We start from the raw sequence: 21,625 nt of genomic DNA on the forward strand, positions 1-21,625 counted from the left end.
TGGACGCGTGACGGAACCGCTCTTCACCATCCCGCTCTGGGCGGATCTGCTGGGCGTGGGCCTCGGCGGCATCCAGGGCGCAATGTTCGCCTCCGGGTTCCAGGGGCAGCGCCGGCTGGACTGGCTGGGTGTGGCGATCATCGGTGTGATGATCGGCATGGGAGGCGGTCTCATCCGCGACCTGATGATCGGTCAGCCGCCGGCGACCCTGCAGAGCAACTGGTACCTGCTGACCGCCGCCGGGGCCGCGCTGCTGGACATGCTGCTCGCCGGGGTCTTCCATCGCCTCAACACGTTCATCGTCGTGCTCGACGCCATGGTGATCGGCATGTTCGGCGCCTTCGGCGTGAGCAAGGCCGTCGCGTTCGGCATCCCGGAGGTGCCCGCGGTGTTCGTCGGCGTCTGCGCGGCGGTGGGCGGCAGCGTGCTGCGCGACATGCTGATGGGCCTGCCCGTCGCCATCATGCATGTCGGCTCGCTGTACGCGGTGGCCGCCGGGGCAGGGTGCGCGTTCATCGTCGTCGCCCATCGGTTCGGCATGAGCATCACCGTTGCAGCGGTCCTCGGGATCGTCGTCACGGCCGTGATCAGGGTGCTCGCCGTGCTCTACGACGTGTCGCTGCCCGAGCAGCGGCGCCTCTACCGCCGCAAGGTCGCGGCGGAGACCGGCGTCGTGCCGATCATCAAGCCCTAGTGGGGCCGGGAGTCATCGCACGAGGGCGCCCCGGATGCGGAATGTGCTTCCGGGGCGCCCTCGCGATCGCACGGACGGTTGGTCACGGGCGGACGCTCCGCGCACGGATGACGGCGCGGAGGCGGATCTGGGCGGCTGTCAGACCGCCGCCAGCTCGCTCTGGCGGGTGCGGATGGAGCGGTTCACGCAGGAAACGATCGCCTTGAGGCTCGCGGTGGAGATGTCGCCGTCGATGCCGACGCCCCACAGCCGCTGATCATCGACCTGCAGTTCGATGTACGCGGCCGCCTGGGCGTCGCCACCGGTGGACAGCGTGTGCTCGACGTAGTCGTACAGCGAGATCTCGAATCCCCGTTCGCGCAGCACCTCGATGAACGCCGCGATCGGGCCGTTGCCCCGGCCGGAGGTCTCGACCCGCTCGTCATCGTCGCGCAGCACGACGTCGAGCGAGACCTCGCCGGACATGTCGCTGCGCGTCTGCGTGGCCAACAGCTCGAAACGGCCCCACTTCGACGCACTGTCATCGGCCGGCAGGTACTCGTCGGTGAAGATCGACCAGATCTGGCCGCTGGTGACCTCGCCGCCCTCGGCATCCGTCTTGGCCTGCACGACGCCCGAGAACTCGATCTGCAGCTTGCGCGGCAGGTCGAGCGCGTGATCGGTCTTCAGCAGATAGGCGACGCCGCCCTTGCCGGACTGGGAGTTCACGCGGATGACCGCCTCGTACGATCGGCCCAGATCCTTGGGGTCGACCGGCAGGTAGGGAACGGCCCATTCGATCTCGTCGACCGTGACGCCCTCGGCTTCGGCTTTCGCAGCCATCGCCTCGAAGCCCTTCTTGATCGCGTCCTGGTGCGAACCGCTGAACGCGGTGAACACCAGGTCACCCGCCCACGGGCTGCGCTCGGGCACCGGCAGCTGGTTGCAGTACTCGACGGTGCGCTTGACCGGGTCGACGTCGCTGAAGTCGATCTGCGGATCGATGCCCTGCGTGAACAGGTTGATGCCCAGCGCGACGAGGTCGACGTTGCCGGTGCGCTCCCCGTTGCCGAACAGGCAGCCCTCGATGCGGTCGGCGCCCGCCAGGTAGCCGAGCTCCGCCGCCGCGATGGCCGTGCCGCGGTCGTTGTGCGGGTGGAGCGACAGGATGACGTTCTCGCGATGAGCCAGGTGACGGTTCATCCATTCGATGGAGTCGGCGTAGACGTTCGGCGACGCCATCTCCACCGTCGCCGGCAGGTTGATGATCACCTTGCGATCGGGCGTGGGCTCGAGCACCTCGATGACCGCGTTGCAGACGTCGACGGCGTACTCCAGCTCGGTGCCGGTGTAGCTCTCGGGCGAGTACTCGTAGTACACCTGCGTGTCGGGGATGCGCTTCTCGAACTCACGGCACAGGCGTGCGCCCTCCAGCGCGATGCGCTTGACGCCCTCGCGGTCGGAGCGGAACACCACCTCGCGCTGCAGCACGCTGGTGGAGTTGTAGAAGTGCACGATCGCCTGCTTCGCTCCGGCGATCGACTCGTAGGTGCGCTCGATGAGGTGCTCGCGGCACTGCGTCAGCACCTGGATGGTGACGTCGTCGGGGATCAGGTTCTGTTCGATGAGCTGGCGCACGAAGTCGAAGTCCGTCTGGCTCGCCGACGGGAAGCCGACCTCGATCTCCTTGTAGCCCATGCTGACGAGCAGCTCGAACATCACGCGCTTGCGCTCGGGTGACATCGGGTCGATGAGCGCCTGGTTGCCGTCGCGCAGGTCGACGGCGCACCAGCGCGGCGCCTCGGTGATGCGCTTCGTGGGCCAGGTGCGGTCGGGAAGGTCGACGCGGATCTGCTCGTGGAACGGCCGGTACTTGTGCACCGGCATCGCGGAGGGCTTCTGGTTGTTCTTCATGATGAGGCTGCTCTTCTTCGTCAGGAATTGTGCTCAGGCCAACACGAGCGCCGCGACGAGAGAGGCCCGAAGATCAGGACTCGTCGCGGCAGCTAAGAAGAAGCAGACCGCCCAGAGGCATGGGTCGATCGTAACAGCATCCGGTGCGCGATCGCACACGCGCCTGAGACGATCCGGACGCCGGTGACACTCTTCAGCATGAGCAGATCGCACACCATCCGTGTTCTGAGCATCCTGTCGCTTGTCGGAATGCTCGCTCTGACCTCGTGTTCCGCGACGCCGGGATCGGCGCCGCCGACGAGTTCGGCGGGGCCGGACGACGGAGGCGCCGCCTGGCCGACGCCGGATCCACCCTCGGGCGAGGTGATCGGCGCGGGCACGGTGATGGATGCCGATGGCAGGGTCGAGCTGTGCCTGGGGGCGGTCGCGGAGTCGTACCCGCCGCAGTGCTCCGGCGTTCCGCTCGCCGGCTGGTCGTGGGACGGCATCGAGGGCAGCGAGAGCAGCGGCGACGTGACGTGGGGCGCGTATGCGGTGACCGGCACCTTCGACGGCGAGACGTTCACCTCGACGCAGCCTCCGATGCTGCTCGCGCTGTACGACCCGATGATGCCTGAGGACCCGACCGGAGGGACGGAGGGCGAGACGCCGGAGGCCCGTCTGCTCGAGATCCAGGAGCAGCTTCCCGACCGGCTCGGCGACGACGGCTCACGCTACCTGAGCTCGTTCCCGGACCGCGGATACCTCTGGGTGGACGTGCTCTGGGACGACGGCACCGTGCAGGACGCCGCCGACGAGGAGTTCGGCGACAGCGTCGTGGTCGTCCGCTCGGCGCTGCGGCCCGTCGAGGGCTGAGCGGGGTCGGGGCCGGCTCGACGGCCCAGCCCACCGCCGCGTCAGAAGCCGAGACGACCCAGCTGCTTGGGGTCGCGCTGCCACTCCTTCGCGACGCGCACGTGCAGCTTGAGGAACACCCTGGTGCCGAGCAGCTGCTCGATGCCCTCGCGCGCGGTCGCGCCGACATCGCGCAGACGCGCGCCCTTGCGCCCGATGATGATCGCCTTCTGACTGTCGCGCTCGACCACGATCGAGGCATGCACGTCGGTGAGATCGCTGTCCTCGCGCGGCTCGACCTCGTCGACGACCACGGCGATCGAGTGCGGGAGCTCATCCCGCACCCCCTCGAGCGCCGCCTCCCGGATGATCTCGGCGATGCGGTCCTCGTCCGATTCGTCGGTGACGATGCCGTCCTCGTACAGCCGTGGTCCCTCCGGCATGAGCTGCAGCATCTCATCGGCGAGCACGTCGAGCTGCTCGCGGGTGAGTGCAGACAGCGGGATCACCGCCGCCCAGTCCTCACGCAGCGAATCCACCTCCATGAGCCGCTCGACGATCTCGTCCTTCTCGGCCGCATCCGTCTTGGTCACGATCGCGACCTTCTTCGCCCGCGGGTAGCCGTCGAGCGACGCGGCGATCCGGCGGTCACCCGGACCGACCTTCTCGGTCGCGGGAACGCAGAAGCCGATCACGTCCACGTCGCCCAGCACCTGCTCCACCAGGTCGTTGAGCCGCTCACCGAGCAGGGTGCGCGGCTTGTGGATGCCGGGGGTGTCGACGATCACCAGCTGTCCGTCCGGACGGTTCAGGATGCCGCGGATCGCCCGTCGCGTGGTCTGCGGCTTCTCGCTCGTGATGGCGATCTTTTCGCCGACGAGGGCGTTGGTGAGCGTGGACTTGCCGACGTTCGGCCGCCCCACGAACGTCACGAATCCGCTGCGTGTCTGCTCAGTCATCCCGCTGTCCCCCATCATCCATGTCCGTCTCTGATCTCTCGTGCGCGCGCTCGACGAAGACCGTCGCGATGCCGCGTCCACGCCCCCGGGACGCACCGCCGGTGAGCACGAGCCCCTCGACCGTCGCGGACGCTCCGGGCTGCGGGATCTGTCCGAGCGCCTTGCCGAGCAGCCCGCCGATCGAGTCGACGTCGTCATCCTCCAGCTCGAGCCCGAAGAGGTCACCGACGTCCTCGAGCGGCAACCGCGAGTTCACCCGGAAGCGGCCGTCACCGATCTCGACGATCTCGGCCGGGCCCCGATCGTACTCGTCGGCGATGTCCCCGACGAGCTCCTCGATGAGATCCTCGAGCGTGACCAACCCCGAGATGCCGCCGTGCTCGTCGACGACGATGCACACGTGCACCGCGTCGCGCTTCATCTGCTGCAGCAGCGTCTCGGCGCGCATCGACTCGGGCACGAAGGCCGCGGGGCGCGCGATCGGCCGCACCCGCGCGGTACGCCACGAGCTCTCGTCGCGATACGCGAACTGCACGAGATCCTTGAGATACAGCACCCCCACGACGTCGTCCGCGTCATCGTCGACGACGGGCATGCGTGAGACGCCGGTGCGCAGGAAGAGATCCATCGCCTCCGCGGTGGTCGCCGCGGCATCCACGGTCTTCATCTCGGTGCGCGGCACCATCACGGCCCGCACGAACTGATCGGTGAAGTCGAAGACCGAGTGGATCAGGTCGCGATCGTCCTCTTCGATGAGCGCATTCGAGGCGGCCTCATCCACCATGCTCAGCAGCTGCTCCTCCGAGGCGAAGCTGCTGCGTCCTCCCCCGGGGGTCACACGGCGTCCTGCGGCGACCAGCAGCTGTGCGAGCGGCCCCAGGAGCACTCGCACCGCACGCACGGTGGGACCCCAGCCGCGCAGGATGGCCGGGGCGTGCAGCCGTCCGAAGGAGCGCGGGCTCGCCCCGACCAGCACGAACGTGATGCCGGTCATCAGCACGGCGGCCGCGAGCATCGCCCACCAGATGCTGGGCAGGAGCGCGTCCAGCGCGACGGTGACGAGCACGGCGGCGGTCGTCTCGGACAGCACGCGCATGAACGCCACCGCGTTCACGTGCGGGTCGGGATCCTCGGCGATGCGCTGCAGAGCCGGCGCGTTGCGTCCGGAGGAGCCGAGCTCCTCGAGATCCGCGCGCGAACTGACCGAGAACGCGGCGTCCACCGCGGCCATGAGGCCGCCGAAGGCGACCAGCAGCACGGCGGCGGCGAGCAGTATCGCCGGGGTCATCGGCGGCGTTCGGCGTGGGCGAATCCTTCGATCAGCGACCGCTGCAGCCCGAACATCTCACGCTCCTCTTCCGGCTCGGCGTGGTCGAAGCCCAACAGGTGCAGCAGGCCGTGGGTGGTGAGCAGGATCAGCTCGTCCATCATCGAGTGGCCTGCCGCCTGCGCCTGCGTCTCGGCGACCTGCGGGCAGAGCACGATGTCGCCCAGCAGCCCGGGTGCGGTCGGCCTGTCCGGCGTGCCGGGACGCAGCTCGTCCATGGGGAAGCTCAGCACGTCGGTCGGTCCCGGCTCATCCATCCACTGCACGTGCAGCGACTCCATCGCGCCCTCGTCGACCATCACGATGGCGACCTCCGCGTCGGGGCTGACGTGCAGCTGGGCGAGGTTGAACTCGGTGAGCCGCTGCAGCACCGTCTCGTCGACCGCGATCGCCGACTCGTTGTTGATCTCGATCATTCCAGGCCTCGCTTCGGCTTGCGGTCTCGGAGGTTCGGTCGCATCCCGGAGCGCCGATCGGCGCGGTTCGCGAACTCGTGCGCCTGCTCGCGCTCGACGCGCGCGGCGGTGCGGCGCTCGTCGTATTCGCTGTAGGCATCGACGATGCGCCCGACGAGCGAGTGACGCACGACGTCGTCACTGGTCAGGCGTGCGAAGTGGATGTCGTCGATGTCGCTCAGCACGCGCGTGACCAGCCGCAGGCCGGAGGCGCCGGTCGGCAGGTCGATCTGGGTGATGTCGCCGGTGACCACCATCTTCGTGCCGAATCCGAGCCGGGTGAGGAACATCTTCATCTGTTCCGGCGTGGTGTTCTGCGCCTCGTCGAGCACCACGAAGGAGTCGTTGAGCGTGCGTCCGCGCATGTAGGCGAGAGGCGCGACCTCGATCGTGCCCGTGGCCATCAGGCGCGGCACGATCTCGGGGTCCATCATCTCGTTGAGCGCGTCGTACAGCGGCCGGAGGTAGGGGTCGATCTTGTCGTTCAGCGATCCGGGAAGGAAGCCCAGCCGCTCGCCCGCCTCCACGGCCGGCCGGGTGAGGATGATGCGCTGCACCTCTTTGCGCTGCAGCGCCTGCACCGCCTTCGCCATCGCCAGATACGTCTTGCCGGTTCCGGCGGGGCCGATGCCGAACACGACCGTGTTCTGCTCGATCGCGTCGACGTACTCCTTCTGACCGAGCGTCTTGGGGCGGATGACCTTGCCGCGGGTCGACAGGATCGCCTCACCGAGCACCTCGCTCGGGCGCGGTCCCTCGGAGCGCTGCAGCATCCGAGCCGAGTTCTCGACGTCGCTGGGGACGAGGTCGTACCCGGAGCGGGTCATCTCGAGCAGCTCCTCCACGAGCTTCCTGGCCGCGGCGACATCGGTCTGCGTGCCGCCGAGGGTGATCTCGTTGCCGCGCACGAGCACCTGCACCTGTGGATGCTGCTTCTCGAGCACGCGCAGCAGGCGGTCCTGCGGGCCGAGCAGCTGCACCATGGCGACGCCGTCGGCGAAGATGCGCTCGGTGTGCTCGGGCTGAGCGGGGAAACGGGGGGTGGATTCGTCAGAAGCCAACGAGTTTGCTCTCCTCGATGTCGCCGAGCACGTGCGCATGCACGTGGAACACGGACTGGCCGGCGCTGGCGCCGTTGTTGAAGATCAGACGATACTCGCCGTTCGCGTGCTCGGTGGCGAGCCGCTTCGCCATCGCGACCATCTCGGCGAGCAGTCCAGGGTCGCCCTCGGCGAGCTCGGTGACGTCGCGGTACTGCTCCGTCTTGGGGATGACGAGCGCGTGCAGCGGCGCCTGCGGGTCGATGTCGCGCACCGCGAACACCCGGTCGGTGTCGGCGAGGATCTCGCCGGGGATCTCCCCGTTCAGGATGCGGGTGAAGATCGAGGGTTCCGTCATGGCGTTCAGTCTACTGACCGGCCGGCGCCGCGGGTCGGGCGGTCACCAGCGGCCGAGCATGGTCGACAGCACGGCGATCGCGGCGGGTCCGGCCGTCGAGGTGCGCAGCACGGTGTCGCCGAGGCGCACGCGTTCGGCGCCGGCCGTCTCGAGGCGCTCCAGCTCCTCGGGGGCGATGCCGCCCTCGGGACCGACGACGAGCACGATGTCCCGGTGGTCGGGACGGATGCTCGACAGCCGCGTCTCGGTCCAGGGGTCGAGCACCAGCAGCCGTGCGTCGGGCGCGCGCTTCGCGAGCTGCGCCGTCGATTCGACGGCGGTGACGTCGGGAATCCACGCGCGGTGCGCCTGCTTGGCGGCCTCGCGCACGATCGCCGACCAGCGCTCACGCCCCTTCCCCGCCTTCGCCCCCTCCCAGCGGGAGACGCTGCGGGCCGCCTGCCACGGCACGATCTCGTCGACGCCCAGCTCGCAGGCCGCCTGCACGGCGAGCTCGTCGCGGTCACCTTTCGCGAGCGCCTGCGCCAGGGTGATGCGCGCCACGGGTGCGTCCTGCGTCGAGCGGCGGGAGATGCGCACCGTGACCTGCGACGCCGAGACGTCCTCGACGGCGCCCTCCAGCCAGACGCCCGCTCCGTCGCCGATCGTCACGCTCTCGCCGACCCGCACCCGCCGCACGACGGCGGCGTGCTTGGCCTCGGCTCCGGTGAGCGTGATCAGCTCGCCGGCATCCGCACCGGAGCAGGTCGGGACGATGAAGTGCAGGGCCATGGGGCTCCGATCCGCGTGCGCGTGGGTCAGTGGCTGCGGAAGCGGTCGCGCAGCTTCGAGAACAGTCCCTGCTGGAACTGGGCGAGCTTGGGCGCCGGCGCCTTGGTCTTCTTCGCGAAGTCCTCGATGAGTTTGCGCTGCGCCGAATCCAGCCGGGTGGGCGTCAGCACCTGCACGCCGACCCGCAGATCACCGCGTTGCGACCCGCGCAAGGGTGTGATGCCCCGGCCGCCGATGGTGAGCACGTCGCCCGATTGAACGCCGGCGCGCAGCTCCAGATCGACCGTGCCGTCCAGGCCGTCGATCGTGGTCGTGGTGCCGAGGATCGCGTCGGTCATCGACACCTCGAGCGTCGCCAGCAGGTCGTCGCCCTCGCGGCTGAAGACCGGGTGCGGGGCGACGGTGACCTCGACGTACAGGTCGCCGTTCGGGCCGCCGGCCCTGCCCACCTCACCCGAGCCGGGAAGCTGCAGGCGCAGACCGGTCTCGACGCCGGCGGGGATGTCGAGCGAGACGGCGCGACGCGAGCGCACCCGTCCCTGCCCGGCGCACGTGCCGCACGGGTACGGGATGGTCGTACCGTAGCCTTCGCAGGTGCCGCACGGCTGAGTGGTGACCACGTTGCCCAGCAGGCTGCGCACCTGTCGCTGCACGTGCCCGCTGCCGCCGCACACGTCGCAGGTGACCGGCGCGGTGCCCTCCTGACAGCAGCTGCCCTTGCAGGTCTCGCACAGCACTGCCGTGTCGACCTCGATGTCACGGTGCACGCCGAACACGACGTCGCCGAGGTCGAGGGTGATGCGCACCAGGGCGTCCTGCCCTCGTTCGCGCCGCGACCGGGGTCGCGCTCCCCTGCCGCCGCCGGAGGCGCCGAAGAACGTCTCGAAGATGTCGCCGAAACCGCCGAAACCGCCGAAGCCGCCGTCCTCGCCACCGCCCATGTCGTAGCGGCGTCGTGACTCGTCGTCGCTGAGCACGTCGTACGCGTGCGTGACCAGCTTGAAGCGCTCCGCGGCGTCGTCTCCCGGATTCACATCCGGGTGCAGCTGTCGTGCCAGTCTGCGGTAGGCCTTCTTGATCTCATCCTGCGTGGCGTCGCGAGACACCCCGAGAACCTCATAATGGTCCGCCACGATCACCTTTCTGCGTGTGCGTGCTGCTGTGTGCCGTCCGCGTCAGCGGCCGGCCTCGTCGTCCTCGAGCATCCGCGACAGGTAGCGGGCGACGGCCCGTGCCGCTGCGAGATTGCTCGGATAGTCCATGCGCGTGGGACCCATCACCCCGACGCGCGCGGTGCCGCCGGGGGCGGCGTAGTTGCTCGCGACGATCGACGCCTCGCCGAGCCCGAAGGGCGCGTTCTCGGTGCCGATGCTGGTCGCGAGGCCATGCTCGTCGGTGACCATCTCACCCATCAGCCGCAGCAGGGTCACCTGCTCCTCGATGGCCTCGAGCAGCGGGTGGATGCTGCCGCGGAAGTCCTGCTCGCGGCGCGCCAGGGTCGCCGCACCCGCCATGACCAGCCGCTCCTGACGGAACTCGGCCAGTTCCTCGGCGATCACCGCGGCGAGCGACACGAGCGCGGGATGCAGACGCGCGGCCGGCGATCCTGCCTCGGGCCGGCCGAGCGAGGTCATCCGGTCGGCGGCATCGCTCACCGCGCGACCGGTGATCAGGGCGGACAGGCGAGCGCGCAGCACGGCCACGTCCTCGTCATCGACCTCGATGGGCAGCGGCGAGATGCGCTGCGACACCCCGCCGGCGTCGGTGACCAGCACCACGAGCAGCCGATTCGGGGCCAGGGCGACCAGCTCCACATGCGTGATGCTCGCCCGTGCGAAGGACGGGTACTGCGCGAGCGCGACCTGCCCGGTGAGCTGGGTGAGCACGCGCACGGTGCGGGCCATCAGGTCGTCGAGGTCGCTGGGGTCGGCGAGGAATGTCTCGATGGCGCTGCGTTGCGCGGCCGAGAGCGGCCGCAGCTGCGCCAGGTGGTTCACGAAGAGCCGGTACCCCTTGTCGGTGGGCACGCGCCCCGACGAGGTGTGCGGAGCGGTGATGAGCTCCTCATCCTCGAGCAGCGCCATGTCGTTGCGGATGGTGGCCGCCGACACCCCGAAGGCGTGCCGCTCCACGATCGACTTGCTGCCGACCGGCTCGTGGGACTCGACGTAGTCCTGCACGATCGCGCGGAGGACCTGCAGTCCTCGTTCCGTGACCATGTTCCCCTCCCGCTGGCACTCCGACGTTCTGAGTGCCAATTCTACTCCGGACTGCCTGTACCGAGCCCAACACCCTTGCACGCGGGGCGTCGATGCGTCTCAGGCGAGATCAGAAACGCCTGTCGGGAGCCGGTCCGGGAAGCGTTTCTGATCCGCTTCGGCGAAGCGGCGGTGAAGGTTGTCCACAGCCGGGCCTGGATCGGCGCGCGCAGTCCGCCGAACCGGGAACATGTCAGGATGCGACACCGGGTACCACTGCCCGCCAGACTGGGCGAGAGCTTCCTCATGCGGGATGCCGCGCGCGCGGGCGTGCGGCGAGGGCGAGCGGATGCCGCCGACCTGCATCGTCCCTTCCACGGCGTGCGCAGTCTCGCCGCACCGGCCTGCTTCACCGAGCAGGTCGCCGCCTATCGACCACGAATGAGCCCCGACCAGTATCTCGTCGGCGTGTCGGCTGCGCGCGCCTGGGGTCTTCCGCTCGCTCGGTCCTGGTCCCCCGCCGAGCCGATCGAGATCGGCGTGCCCACTCAATTGAGTCCACCACGCACCGCAGGCGTGCGCGGACGGCGACTGCACCGCGACAGGGTCCGGATCCACCGCTCGCGCGGCGTCCGCATCGCCGATCCGGTCGCGACCTGCTTCAGCCTCGCGCCTACTCTCACACGCGATGAAGCGGTGACGATCCTCGATGCCCTGGTGACGTCGTCCTTCAACTACCCCGGTCTGGGACCGGGGCGCCCGCTGAGCTCACTCGACGAGATCCGGGAGCGGCTGGCCCAGTGGGGGCGGTTCCCGGGGTCCGGAGTCATCCGCGCTGCACTGCCGTCAGTGCGCGAAGGAGTCGAGTCTCCGAAGGAGACCGAGACCCGGCTTGCGCTGGTCTCCGCGCGGCTGCCCGAGCCGGTCGTGCAGCACGACGTCTTCGATGGCGGGCGGTTCGTCGCCCGCGCCGACCTCGCCTATCCGCAGCTGCGCATCGCCATCGAGTACGAAGGCGACGGGCACCGCACGGACAAAGACCAGTGGCGGACGGACATCCGTCGCCAGCGTGAACTGGAGGATCTCGGCTGGATCGTCATCCGGCTCACGGCTGACGATCTCACACACGGCCGTGACGCCTTCCTGAGCCGCGTGCGTCGGGCCATCTCCGCGCGCTCCTGATCGCACTCGGGCCGGCGGAGATCAGAAACGCCGCTCCGCGGGCGATCGCAGCAGCGTTTCTGATCCGGGCTGGGGCCGGCGGCGCTCAGGCCGGGCGCGGCGATCAGCCCGTGAGCGCCCGCACGACCGCGTCGGCGAGCAGCCGTCCGCGCAGGGTGAGCCGCACCCGGCGCTCACGCAGCGCGGCCGCGGCGTCGACGAGGCCGTCGGATATGAGACCCGCGACGCGGTCGCGACGCTCCTCGGCGATCTCGTCGATCGCCAGCCCTTCGACCAGGCGGCTCTGCAGCAGCACCCGCTCGAGCATGCGCGCCTCGGCATCGGGGCGTTCCCGTCCGGCCGCCGGGGAATCCCCCGCGTCGAGACGCTGAGCGTAGGCGGCCGGGTGCTTCACGTTCCACCAGCGCAGCCCGGCGACATGACTGTGGGCTCCTGGGCCGAAGCCCCACCAGTCCGAGCCTCGCCAGTAGGCGAGGTTGTGCAGCGAGCGGTTCCGGTCGCTGCGCGCCCAGTTGCTGACCTCGTACCATCCGAAGCCCGCGGCCGCCAGGCGCTCATCGGCGGTCTCGTACATGTCGGCCTGCAGATCGTCATCGGGCGCGGGCACCTCGCCCCGGCGGATCTGGCGCGCGAGCTTCGTGCCGTCCTCGATGATCAGCGCATAGGCGGAGACGTGGTCGGGTTCCAGGGCCAGCGCGGCGTCCAGCGAGCGCTCCCAGTCGGCGAGCGTCTCCCCCGGTGCGCCGTAGATGAGATCGACGCTGACATCGAGGCCCGCCTGGCGTGCCGCATGCACGGCCGTGCTGACGTTCTCCGGCCGGTGCGTGCGGTCGAGAGCCGCGAGCACGTGCGGCACCGCGGACTGCATCCCGATGGACATGCGGGTGACCCCCGCGTCGGCGAGCGTCCGCACCACCTCGGGCGTGACGGTGTCGGGGTTCGCCTCGACGGTCACCTCGGCGCCGGGACGGATGCCGAAGGCCGCGGCGACGCCGTCCAGCATCCGCCCGAGATCACCGGCCGGAAGCAGCGTCGGCGTGCCGCCGCCGAAGAAGACGGTGTCGAGGGGACGCAGCGCGTCCGCCTCGGACAGCACCTCTCGTGCGAGAGAGACTTCGCGCAGCAGCGTCGACGCGTAGTCCTCCTGCTTCGCGCCGCGCAGCTCTCCGGACGTGTAGGTGTTGAAGTCGCAGTATCCGCAGCGTACCCGGCAGAACGGCACGTGCAGGTAGGCGGAGAACGGCGTGGCGCCGTCCGGTCTCAGATCGGCGGGCAGGCGTCCGTCGGCGGGCGCCGGGTCGCCCAGCGGCAGAGGACCCGCCATCAGATCGGCGTCGCGTACAGCGGCGAGATGGCCCGCAGATACAGCGCGAAGAGCTCACGACGACGACGCTTCACCAGCCCCGGCAGACGGTACAGCAGCGACACCGGTGCGTCGAAGGCGCGCACGGTGAACCACACCTCATCGGTGTCCTCGCGCCAGTCGATGTCGAACGACTCCTCGCCGCTCACGACCGAACCGCCGATCGTGCCGAGCACGAAGCCCACACGGCGGCGCTCCTCGGTCACCGAGATGACGCGCAGCTCGGCATCCGCACGCATGCCCTTCGCCCTGCCGCGCAGCTTCAAAGTCATGCCCGGCGCGACGAAGGGCGTGCCCTCGGCGTCGAAACGCTGCTCGACCTGGGTGCGGTTGGGGGCGATCGGCGCACCCTCGGCGTCGAAGCTGACGCCTGTGTACGCCGTACCGGATGCCGGTCGCACATCCGTGAGCTCGAGACCGGCCGCCCGCTGAGCCGTCCACGACAGCAGCGCGTCACCGGCACTGCGGAACCGCTCCTCGCCGCTGCCGATGCGCCAGGACTCCTCGGCAGGGATGCTGCGCTCCGGCGGATACTGCATCAGATCGGGGGCGTGCGTCGCCCCGACCGCGGCATAGTCCACCGTGCCTTCTCGGAATGTCCCGCGACGCATGGGCTCCAGCCTACGTGAGGTGCCTGGACAGCGGCTCATCACCCGCAGCATCCGAGGATGCCGCGGTGATCACTTCTTGTCCTTGCCCTCGACATCGCCGGAGAGCGCGGCGATGAACGCCTCCTGCGGCACCTCGACGCGGCCGACCATCTTCATGCGCTTCTTGCCCTCCTTCTGCTTCTCGAGCAGCTTGCGCTTGCGGCTGATGTCACCGCCGTAGCACTTGGCGAGCACGTCCTTGCGGATCGCGCGGATCGTCTCCCTGGCGATGATGCGCGCGCCGATCGCAGCCTGGATGGGCACCTCGAACTGCTGCCGAGGGATGAGCTTGCGCAGCCGTTCGGCCATCATCGTGCCGTAGCTGTACGCCTTGTCGCGGTGCACGATCGAACTGAACGCGTCGACCTTCTCGCCCTGCAGCAGGATGTCCACCTTGACGAGATCGGCCTCCTGCTGACCGGAGGGCTCATAGTCCAGCGAGGCGTAGCCCTGCGTCTTGGACTTCAGCTGATCGAAGAAGTCGAACACGATCTCACCGAGCGGCATGTCGTAACGCAGCTCGACCCGCTCCTCGGAGAAGTACTCCATGCCGAGCAGCGAGCCGCGCCGCGACTGGCACAGCTCCATCACCGTGCCGACGTAGTCCTTCGGCAGCAGGATCGCCGCCTTCACCATCGGCTCCGACACCGACGCCACCCTGCCGTCGGGGTACTCGCTGGGATTCGTGACCGTCACGGTCTCCCCCGTGTCGGTCGCGACCTCGTAGATGACGCTCGGGGCGGTGGTGATGAGATCGAGGCCGAACTCGCGCGAGAGGCGCTCGGTGATGATCTCCAGATGCAGCAGGCCGAGGAAGCCGCAGCGGAAGCCGAACCCGAGCGCCACCGACGTCTCGGGTTCGTACTGCAGCGATGCGTCGGACAGCTTGAGCTTGTCGAGCGCCTCGCGAAGCTCGGCGTAGTCGCTGCCGTCGATCGGGTAGATGCCCGAGAACACCATCGGCTTCGGATCGGTGTAGCCGGCGAGGGCTTCGGATGCCGCACCGCGCGCGGTCGTGACCGTGTCGCCCACCTTCGACTGACGCACGTCCTTCACGCCGGTGATGAGGTAGCCGACCTCGCCGACGCCGAGGCCCTTGGTGGGGATCGGCTCGGGGCTCGAGACGCCGATCTCGAGCAGGTCGTGCGTCGCCTTGGTCGACATCATCTGGATGCGCTCGCGCGGCGCCAGCTTGCCGTCCACCATGCGCACATAGGTGACCACGCCCCGGTACGCGTCGTACACCGAGTCGAAGATCATGGCTCGCGCGGGCGCCTCGGGGTCGCCGACCGGCGCGGGGATCTCGCTGACGAGACGGTCGAGCAGGTCCTCGACGCCGACGCCGGTCTTGCCCGAGACGCGCAGCACGTCCTCCGGACGCCCGCCGATGAGGTCGGCGAGCTCCTTGGCGAACTTCTCGGGATCGGCGGCGGGCAGATCGATCTTGTTGAGCACCGGGATGATCGTGAGGTCGTTCTCGAGCGCCAGATACAGGTTGGCGAGCGTCTGCGCCTCGATGCCCTGCGCGGCGTCGACGAGCAGAATGGCACCCTCGCAGGCCGCCAGCGACCGCGAGACCTCATAGGTGAAGTCGACGTGACCCGGCGTGTCGATCATGTTCAGCGCGAACGTCTCGCCCTCGATCTGCCACGGCATCCGCACGGCCTGACTCTTGATGGTGATGCCGCGCTCGCGCTCGATGTCCATCCGGTCGAGGTACTGGGCGCGCATGTCGCGGTCGGAGACCACGCCGGTGATCTGCAGCATCCGGTCGGCGAGGGTCGACTTGCCGTGATCGATGTGAGCGATGATGCAGAAATTGCGGATCTGCGTGGCGGGTGTCGCGGCAGGCGACAGCGGAGTGAGAGCGCGGGGAGACATGTGGTCCTTGGATGTCCGAAAGGGTTCTGACGATTCTACGTTCAGGGTGCCCGGATCCCTCATTCGCACCGAGCGGTGATAGTCTCGCGAAGTTGCCCTGACGGATCCGGTGGAACCGGATGCCGCGAGCGACAGGACTCCGTCACAGCCCGAGTGCGGAGCGGATGTGCGTAACCCCGGGGATGATGCTTGAATTGCATCCCGACCCAGCGTTGCGTCGGCAGATCCCGCGCGCGGCTGTAGAAGAGAAAGAATCACCACCTTGATCAAGTATCTCGTGCGCCGGACACTCGGCTGGCTGCTCATGATCGTGGTCGCGACCAACATCACGTACTTCCTGGCCTGGTCCTTCCTCGATCCCCGCAGCAACTACGTGGCAAGAAGGCCCCCGCTCAGCCCGGAGCAGATCGAGAATCTGCTCGGCCCGCGCAATCTCAGCGACAGCACGCCGCTGATCGAGCGGTGGTGGAACTGGTTCACCGGCATCCTGCTGCGCTGGGACTGGGGCGTCAGCCCGACCGGCGGATCGGTCAACGAGCAGATCGGCTTCCGCATGTGGGTGAGCGCCGAGCTCGTCCTCGGCGCGACCGTCATCATGACGGTGCTCGGCATCGCGATCGGCGTGTACACGGCGTCGCGTCAGTACAAGGTGGGCGACCGCATCTGGCAGGGCATCTCGATCATCACGATGAACATCAACATCATCGTCGCGGGCCTGGCCGTCGTGATCCTCGCGATCAACTTCAACAACTGGGTCGGAGAGCGGGTCTTCTACGTCACCGGCTCCTCGAGCGAAGGCGTGACCGGGTTCTTCCCCGTCGTCATCGACACCCTGCAGCATCTGATCCTGCCCACGATCGCCCTGGTCCTCACCGGCTACGCGGCGACGCACTTCCTGCAGCGCTCGCTGCTGCTCGACAACATCAAGGCCGATTACGTGCGCACCGCGCGGGCCAAGGGCCTCACCAAGCAGCAGGCGATCCGCCGCCACGCGCTGCGCACCGCCCTCATCCCCGTGTCCACGCAGGTCGCCTTCGCCATCCCCGGCATCTTCACCGGCGCCATCCTGACCGAGACGATCTTCGCCTGGCAGGGCATGGGCCGGTACTTCCTGACCACCATCAACGGTAACGACGTGCACGGCGTCGTCGCCGTCGCGGCCTTCGGCGCCGTGCTGACCGCGATCGGCGCCCTGCTCGCCGACATCGCCGTCGTGGTCCTCGACCCGCGAGTGAGGGTGAGCTGACATGAGCACCGAGATGATCGATTCCCAGGTCCAGCCGCCGGTCGGCCCGGACACCACCGCCGAACGCATCCCCAGCAAGCAGCTCTCCAAGTGGACGCTGTACACCCGGCGCTTCATGCGCAACAAGCCCGCCGTCGTCGGCGTCGTCATCTTCGTCCTGATGGTGCTGTACTCCATCATCGTGCCGCTGATCTCGCCGTACACGATCGAGGACATGGACTTCCTGAACCTCAGCACCGGCCCCTCGGCCGAGCACTGGTTCGGCACGGACGCCTCCGGTCACGACACCTGGACCCAGACCGCCGTCGGTCTGCAGCGCTCGCTGATGATCGCCGTGACGGTGTCGGTAGGCGTCACCGTGCTGTCTGCGATCGTCGGCGCCGCCGCGGCGTACTTCCGCGGCCGGGTCGAGCGCTTCACGCTGCTGGTCATCCATTTCCTGATGGTCATCCCCACCTTCCTGATCCTCGCCCTGGTCTCGAACAACGCGGGCGGCGACTGGCGGGTGATCGCACTGGCGATGATCTTCATCGCCTGGTTCTTCCCCGCGCGTGTGATCTGGACGATGGCGCTTTCGCTGCGCGAACGCGAGTACGTCGACGCCGCCCGGTACATGGGCGTGAGCGGCATGCGCATCGTGATGCGCCACCTGGTGCCCAACATCGGCTCCCTGCTGGTCATCAACTTCACCCTCGGCGTCGTGAGCGCGGTGATGACCGAGACCGGTCTGTCGTTCATCGGCTTCGGCGTCAAGATCCCCGACGTCTCGCTGGGATCGCTGATCGGCATCGGCGCGGCGAGCGTGACCAGCGCTCCCTGGCTGTTCTACTTCCCCGCTCTCGCCCTCACGCTGCTGACCGTGTCGATGGCGCTCATCGCCGACGGCCTGCGCGACGCGCTCGATCCCACTTCGGCGGCGGGAGGCCGCGCATGACCCCCAACACTGTTCTCTCCGTCCGCGACCTCACCGTCAGCTTCCCGTCCGAGGCGGGCCGTGTCGACGCCGTCCGCGGCGTCTCCTTCGATCTCGAGGCGGGGAAGACCCTCGGCATCGTCGGCGAGTCGGGTTCGGGCAAGTCCGTCACGTCGCTGGCGATCATGGGCCTGCTCGACGACAGCGCCAAGGTCACCGGCTCCGTGCAGTTCAACGGCCAGGAGCTGCTCGGCAAGACCGACAAGCAGATGTCGATGATCCGCGGCAACGGCATGGCCATGGTGTTCCAGGATCCGCTCACCTCGCTGACGCCGGTCTTCACGATCGGCGATCAGCTGGTCGAGGCGCTGACCGTGCACCGCAGCATCTCCAAGCAGGAGGCGTGGGAACGCGCCGTCGAGCTGCTCACCCTCGTCGGCATCACCAGCCCCGAGAAGCGGATGAAGTCGTTCCCGCACGAGTTCTCGGGCGGCATGCGCCAGCGCGTGGTGATCGCGATCGCCATGGCGAACAACCCCAAGCTGATCATCTGCGACGAGCCCACCACCGCGCTCGATGTCACGATCCAGGCGCAGATCCTCGACCTCATCGAGAAGGCGCAGCACGAGACCGGCGCCGCGGTGATCATGATCACCCATGACATGGGTGTCGTCGCCCGCACGGCGGACGACGTGATGGTGATGTACGCGGGCAAGCCCGTCGAGCACGCACCGGCCCACGAGCTGTTCCACCGAACGCGGATGCCGTACTCGATCGGCCTGCTGGGAGCCATCCCGCGCGTGGACAAGGCCGAGAAGGAACCCCTGACGCCGATCAAGGGCAACCCGCCGCTGCTGATCGACCTGCCGGACGCCTGCCCGTTCGCCGCCCGCTGCCCCATCGCGATCGATGCGTGCGTGCGGCGCGAGCCCGACCTCGCCCCGGTCGCCACCGGCAGCGGCCAGCCGCACACGGCCGCGTGCATCCGTGCTGATGAGATCGACGACGCCGGGTTCATCGGCGGGCTGCCGGTGTACCCCGTGCTGCCTGTGCCCGAGAGCGAGCTGACCCGGATGCCTCGCGAGCAGCGGCCGGTCACCCTCGAGGTGCAGAACATGACCAAGACCTTCCCGCTGCTCAAGGGCGCGCTGTTCAAGCGCAAGGTCGGCGAGGTCCACGCGGTCAAGGGCATCAGCTTCGACGTGCGCGAAGGCGAGACGATGGCCATCGTCGGCGAGTCCGGCAGCGGCAAGACGACGACCCTGCTGCAGATCATGGACTTCGCGAAGCAGGAGCACGGCGACATCATCATCGCCGGCACCAGCGTCAACACGCTCGACGACCGGAAGCTCGAGCGCACGCTGCGCCGCGACATCCAGATCGTCTTCCAGGACCCGATGGGCGCCCTCGACCCGCGCATGACGGTGACCGACATCATCGCCGAGCCGCTGTTCGCGATCGGCACCCCGAAGGACGAGGCGTTCGCCCGCGTCGAGGAGCTGATGGACCTGGTGGGTCTGAATCCCGCGCACCGCGACCGGTTCCCCGGCGCGTTCTCGGGCGGGCAGCGTCAGCGCATCGGCATCGCCCGTGCCTTGTCGACGAACCCCAAGGTCGTCGTCCTCGACGAGCCGGTCTCGGCGCTCGACGTGTCGATCCAGGCGGGTGTGATCAACCTGCTCGACGAACTGAAGGTCAAGCTCGGGCTCTCGTACCTGTTCGTGGCCCACGACCTCTCCGTCGTGCGCCACATCGCCGACCGCGTGGCGGTGATGTACCTCGGCGAGTTCGTCGAGCACGGGCCCGTCGACGAGGTCTTCGACGATCCGAAGCATCCGTACACGCAGGCGCTGCTCTCGGCGATCCCGGTTCCCGACCCCGACATCGAGCGCACGCGTCAGCGCGTGGTGTTCGATGCCGAGACCATGAGCACGCGGCCCGCCACCGTCTGATCGCCAGGGGAGGCCGTGCGCGCGGCCTCGGAGCGATCACCGTCGATCACCGTCCGATAACAGTTAGTCACGATTCACTCACGTGCGCCGCTCACGTGGTCACGCGAGAACTATCCTCCCCTTATGACACGCCGAAAGGCGAAAGGAGCACCATGAAGCAGTACAAGCTGATGGGAGCGCTGGCACTCACCGGCGCTTTCGCACTCGCTCTGAGCGGGTGCGCAGCCAACACCGGCGGCGACAACGGTGACGGCGGCGACAACGGCGACGGCGCCAAGGAAGTCGAGCAGGCGGACTACAACCCCCAGCCCCGCGAGAACCTCAAGGAAGGCGGCACCGCCAACTTCCCGATCAACGAGATCCCCGAGCAGCTGAACGCGTTCCACGGTGACGGCAGCGCCGACACCTCGCGCGTGGCCGCGTGGTACATGCCGCAGATCCTGCTGCAGGAGCCGGACGGCACGCCCTACAAGCACGACGCGTACCTCGACGAGTGGAAGATCGACACGGTCGACGGCAACACCCAGATCACCTTCACCTTCACGGAGGAGGCGACCTGGAACGACGGCACCCCGATGGACTGGACCGCCATCGACGCCACCTGGAAGGCCAACCGCTCGAACGACGAGGGCTTCGTGCCGAACGCCATCGACGGCTACAAGGAGATCGCGTCGGTCGAGCAGGGCGACACCCCCAAGACCGCCATCGTCACCTTCGACGGCGAGTTCGCCTGGCCGCAGATGCCGTTCCTCACCGGCGTCATCCACCCGAAGCTCGCCGAGAGCCCCGAGGTGTTCAACACCGCGATGATCGACAACCCGCACCCCGAGTGGGGTGCCGGCCCGTACACGATCGACGAGTTCGACGCGAACACCGACTTCGTGTCGTTCAAGCCGAACGACAAGTGGTGGGGCGACAAGCCGCTGCTCGAGAAGGTCACCTTCAAGGGCATGGACGCGCAGGCTTCGATCAACGCGTTCAAGAACGGCGAGATCGACACCGTCGGCGTCGGCACCAAGGACCGCCTCGCGCAGGTCGCCGACATGAAGGACATCGAGATCTACCGGGCGATGCAGACCGCCAACACCCTGCTCGAGGTCGACGCCGAGAAGCCGCAGTTCGCCGACGTCAAGGTTCGTGAGGCGTTCTTCAAGGCCGTCAACATCGACCAGCAGAAGAAGATCGCCTGGAACGGCCTGGACTACGACGAGGAGCCGGCCGGTTCCTTCACGCTGTTCAACTTCCAGCCGGGCTACACCAACGCGCTCGCCGAGGCGGGCTGGGAGTACGACCCCGAGGCCGCCAACGCGCTGCTCGACGAGGCCGGCTGGGAGGCCGGCGCTGACGGCGTCCGCGAGAAGGACGGCGTGAAGCTCTCGGCCACGTACCCGATCTTCAGCGACGACCCGACCCAGGCCGCGCTCGCGCAGTCGCTGCAGGCGTCGCTCAAGGAGGTCGGCATCGAGGTCAAGGTCGATGTGCGTCCGTCGAACAAGTTCGCCGAGGACTACAACAACAAGAACTGGGACATCATGAGCCTGCGGTTCACCTCGTCCGACCCGTTCGGCGCGGCGTGGTTCTTCCAGCTCTACGGTCAGGACCAGGGTCTGAACCTCTCGGGTGTTCAGAACGAGGAGACCGACCAGCGCATCCACGATGAGGTCGAGTCGATCAAGGACCCGGTCAAGCAGACCGAGGCCGCGATGAAGCTCGAGGCAGAGATCTTCCAGGAGTGGGGCCTGATCCCGCTCTACAACGGTCCGTCGATCTCCGCTGCCAAGGCGGGTCTGGCCAACCTGACCCCCGAGCCCTACGTGGGTCTCGACCTGTTCGGTGTCCAGCCCGTCGAGAACGTGGGCTGGGAGAAGTAATCCCTGACGGGTCGCTGCGCTTCGGCACAGCATCCTGA

The 21,625-nt window shown here is 68.4% G+C and carries 19 protein-coding genes; 7 read left to right on the forward strand and 12 right to left on the reverse strand.

Features of this window, described 5'->3' with window-relative positions; translation table 11 throughout:
• The first annotated feature begins 7 nt into the window (after nt 1-7).
• The gene (locus ACFWH5_RS10380) at nt 8-694 is read left to right on the forward strand and encodes a trimeric intracellular cation channel family protein (protein ID WP_378834445.1); all 687 of its coding nucleotides are present in this window, start codon (nt 8-10) and stop codon (nt 692-694) included.
• 138 nt (nt 695-832) lie between these two features.
• On the opposite strand, the gene leuA is transcribed toward ACFWH5_RS10380, so the two are convergent.
• Nucleotides 833-2,587 carry a 2-isopropylmalate synthase gene (gene leuA, locus ACFWH5_RS10385; protein WP_378834447.1) on the reverse strand — a complete coding sequence of 585 codons (1,755 nt, stop codon included), beginning with the start codon at nt 2,585-2,587 and terminating at the stop codon, nt 833-835.
• A 198-nt stretch (nt 2,588-2,785) separates the two neighbouring features.
• Between leuA and ACFWH5_RS10390 the strand changes: the two genes are divergently transcribed.
• Nucleotides 2,786-3,442 (forward strand): hypothetical protein, encoded by a 657-nt coding sequence (locus tag ACFWH5_RS10390; protein ID WP_378834448.1) that lies wholly within the window; start codon nt 2,786-2,788, stop codon nt 3,440-3,442.
• Between the two features lie 41 nt (nt 3,443-3,483).
• On the opposite strand, the gene era is transcribed toward ACFWH5_RS10390, so the two are convergent.
• The 8 genes from era to hrcA all read right to left on the reverse strand — a co-directional run bounded on the left by era (nt 3,484) and on the right by hrcA (nt 10,550).
• A complete protein-coding gene (gene era / locus ACFWH5_RS10395) occupies nt 3,484-4,380 on the reverse strand; it encodes a GTPase Era (RefSeq protein ID WP_378834449.1) in 897 nt (298 codons plus the stop codon).
• Complete coding sequence (locus tag ACFWH5_RS10400; RefSeq protein WP_378834450.1) at nt 4,373-5,668, reverse strand: hemolysin family protein; 1,296 nt, start codon at nt 5,666-5,668, stop codon at nt 4,373-4,375. The genes era and ACFWH5_RS10400 overlap by 8 nt, the downstream gene beginning before the upstream one ends.
• Entirely contained in the window at nt 5,665-6,123 is a 459-nt protein-coding gene (gene ybeY, locus ACFWH5_RS10405) for an rRNA maturation RNase YbeY (protein WP_378834451.1), read from the reverse strand. The genes ACFWH5_RS10400 and ybeY overlap by 4 nt, the downstream gene beginning before the upstream one ends.
• Nucleotides 6,120-7,145 carry a PhoH family protein gene (locus ACFWH5_RS10410; RefSeq protein ID WP_378834811.1) on the reverse strand — a complete coding sequence of 342 codons (1,026 nt, stop codon included), beginning with the start codon at nt 7,143-7,145 and terminating at the stop codon, nt 6,120-6,122. Before ACFWH5_RS10410 ends, ybeY begins: the two co-directional genes overlap by 4 nt.
• Nucleotides 7,146-7,212: 67 nt before the next feature.
• Nucleotides 7,213-7,560, reverse strand: coding sequence for an HIT domain-containing protein (locus tag ACFWH5_RS10415; protein ID WP_378834453.1), 348 nt, complete (start codon nt 7,558-7,560; stop codon nt 7,213-7,215).
• Nucleotides 7,561-7,602: 42 nt separating this feature from the next.
• Nucleotides 7,603-8,331, reverse strand: a complete 729-nt coding sequence (locus tag ACFWH5_RS10420) for a 16S rRNA (uracil(1498)-N(3))-methyltransferase (protein WP_378834455.1) — start codon at nt 8,329-8,331, stop codon at nt 7,603-7,605.
• A 26-nt stretch (nt 8,332-8,357) separates the two neighbouring features.
• Entirely contained in the window at nt 8,358-9,464 is a 1,107-nt protein-coding gene (gene dnaJ, locus ACFWH5_RS10425; protein WP_378834456.1) for a molecular chaperone DnaJ, read from the reverse strand.
• Nucleotides 9,465-9,506: 42 nt separating this feature from the next.
• The gene (hrcA, locus tag ACFWH5_RS10430) at nt 9,507-10,550 is read right to left on the reverse strand and encodes a heat-inducible transcriptional repressor HrcA (RefSeq protein ID WP_378834458.1); all 1,044 of its coding nucleotides are present in this window, start codon (nt 10,548-10,550) and stop codon (nt 9,507-9,509) included.
• A 237-nt stretch (nt 10,551-10,787) separates the two neighbouring features.
• Here hrcA and ACFWH5_RS10435 point away from each other — a divergent pair, with 237 nt between their 5' ends.
• Nucleotides 10,788-11,711, forward strand: coding sequence for an endonuclease domain-containing protein (locus ACFWH5_RS10435; RefSeq protein WP_378834459.1), 924 nt, complete (start codon nt 10,788-10,790; stop codon nt 11,709-11,711).
• A 103-nt stretch (nt 11,712-11,814) separates the two neighbouring features.
• On the opposite strand, the gene hemW is transcribed toward ACFWH5_RS10435, so the two are convergent.
• The 3 genes from hemW to lepA form a co-directional block, all read right to left on the reverse strand.
• Nucleotides 11,815-13,035 carry a radical SAM family heme chaperone HemW gene (gene hemW / locus ACFWH5_RS10440; protein WP_378834461.1) on the reverse strand — a complete coding sequence of 407 codons (1,221 nt, stop codon included), beginning with the start codon at nt 13,033-13,035 and terminating at the stop codon, nt 11,815-11,817.
• Nucleotides 13,035-13,685, reverse strand: coding sequence for a DUF1990 family protein (locus tag ACFWH5_RS10445; RefSeq protein ID WP_378834463.1), 651 nt, complete (start codon nt 13,683-13,685; stop codon nt 13,035-13,037). The genes hemW and ACFWH5_RS10445 overlap by 1 nt, the downstream gene beginning before the upstream one ends.
• Before the next feature lie 69 nt (nt 13,686-13,754).
• Nucleotides 13,755-15,605, reverse strand: a complete 1,851-nt coding sequence (lepA, locus tag ACFWH5_RS10450; protein WP_378834464.1) for a translation elongation factor 4 — start codon at nt 15,603-15,605, stop codon at nt 13,755-13,757.
• Nucleotides 15,606-15,867: 262 nt separating this feature from the next.
• Here lepA and ACFWH5_RS10455 point away from each other — a divergent pair, with 262 nt between their 5' ends.
• The 4 genes from ACFWH5_RS10455 to ACFWH5_RS10470 all read left to right on the forward strand — a co-directional run bounded on the left by ACFWH5_RS10455 (nt 15,868) and on the right by ACFWH5_RS10470 (nt 21,587).
• On the forward strand, nt 15,868-16,851 hold the full coding sequence (locus ACFWH5_RS10455; RefSeq protein ID WP_378834466.1) for an ABC transporter permease: 984 nt from the start codon (nt 15,868-15,870) through the stop codon (nt 16,849-16,851).
• Between the two features lies 1 nt (nt 16,852).
• Nucleotides 16,853-17,785 carry an ABC transporter permease gene (locus ACFWH5_RS10460; RefSeq protein WP_378834468.1) on the forward strand — a complete coding sequence of 311 codons (933 nt, stop codon included), beginning with the start codon at nt 16,853-16,855 and terminating at the stop codon, nt 17,783-17,785.
• Entirely contained in the window at nt 17,782-19,716 is a 1,935-nt protein-coding gene (locus ACFWH5_RS10465; RefSeq protein ID WP_378834469.1) for a dipeptide ABC transporter ATP-binding protein, read from the forward strand. The genes ACFWH5_RS10460 and ACFWH5_RS10465 overlap by 4 nt, the downstream gene beginning before the upstream one ends.
• 152 nt (nt 19,717-19,868) lie before the next feature.
• On the forward strand, nt 19,869-21,587 hold the full coding sequence (locus ACFWH5_RS10470) for an ABC transporter family substrate-binding protein (protein ID WP_378834470.1): 1,719 nt from the start codon (nt 19,869-19,871) through the stop codon (nt 21,585-21,587).
• Nucleotides 21,588-21,625: the final 38 nt, after the last annotated feature.

The sequence above is a fragment of the Microbacterium sp. NPDC058345 genome (genome assembly GCF_042723855.1).
Classification (GTDB): domain Bacteria; phylum Actinomycetota; class Actinomycetes; order Actinomycetales; family Microbacteriaceae; genus Microbacterium.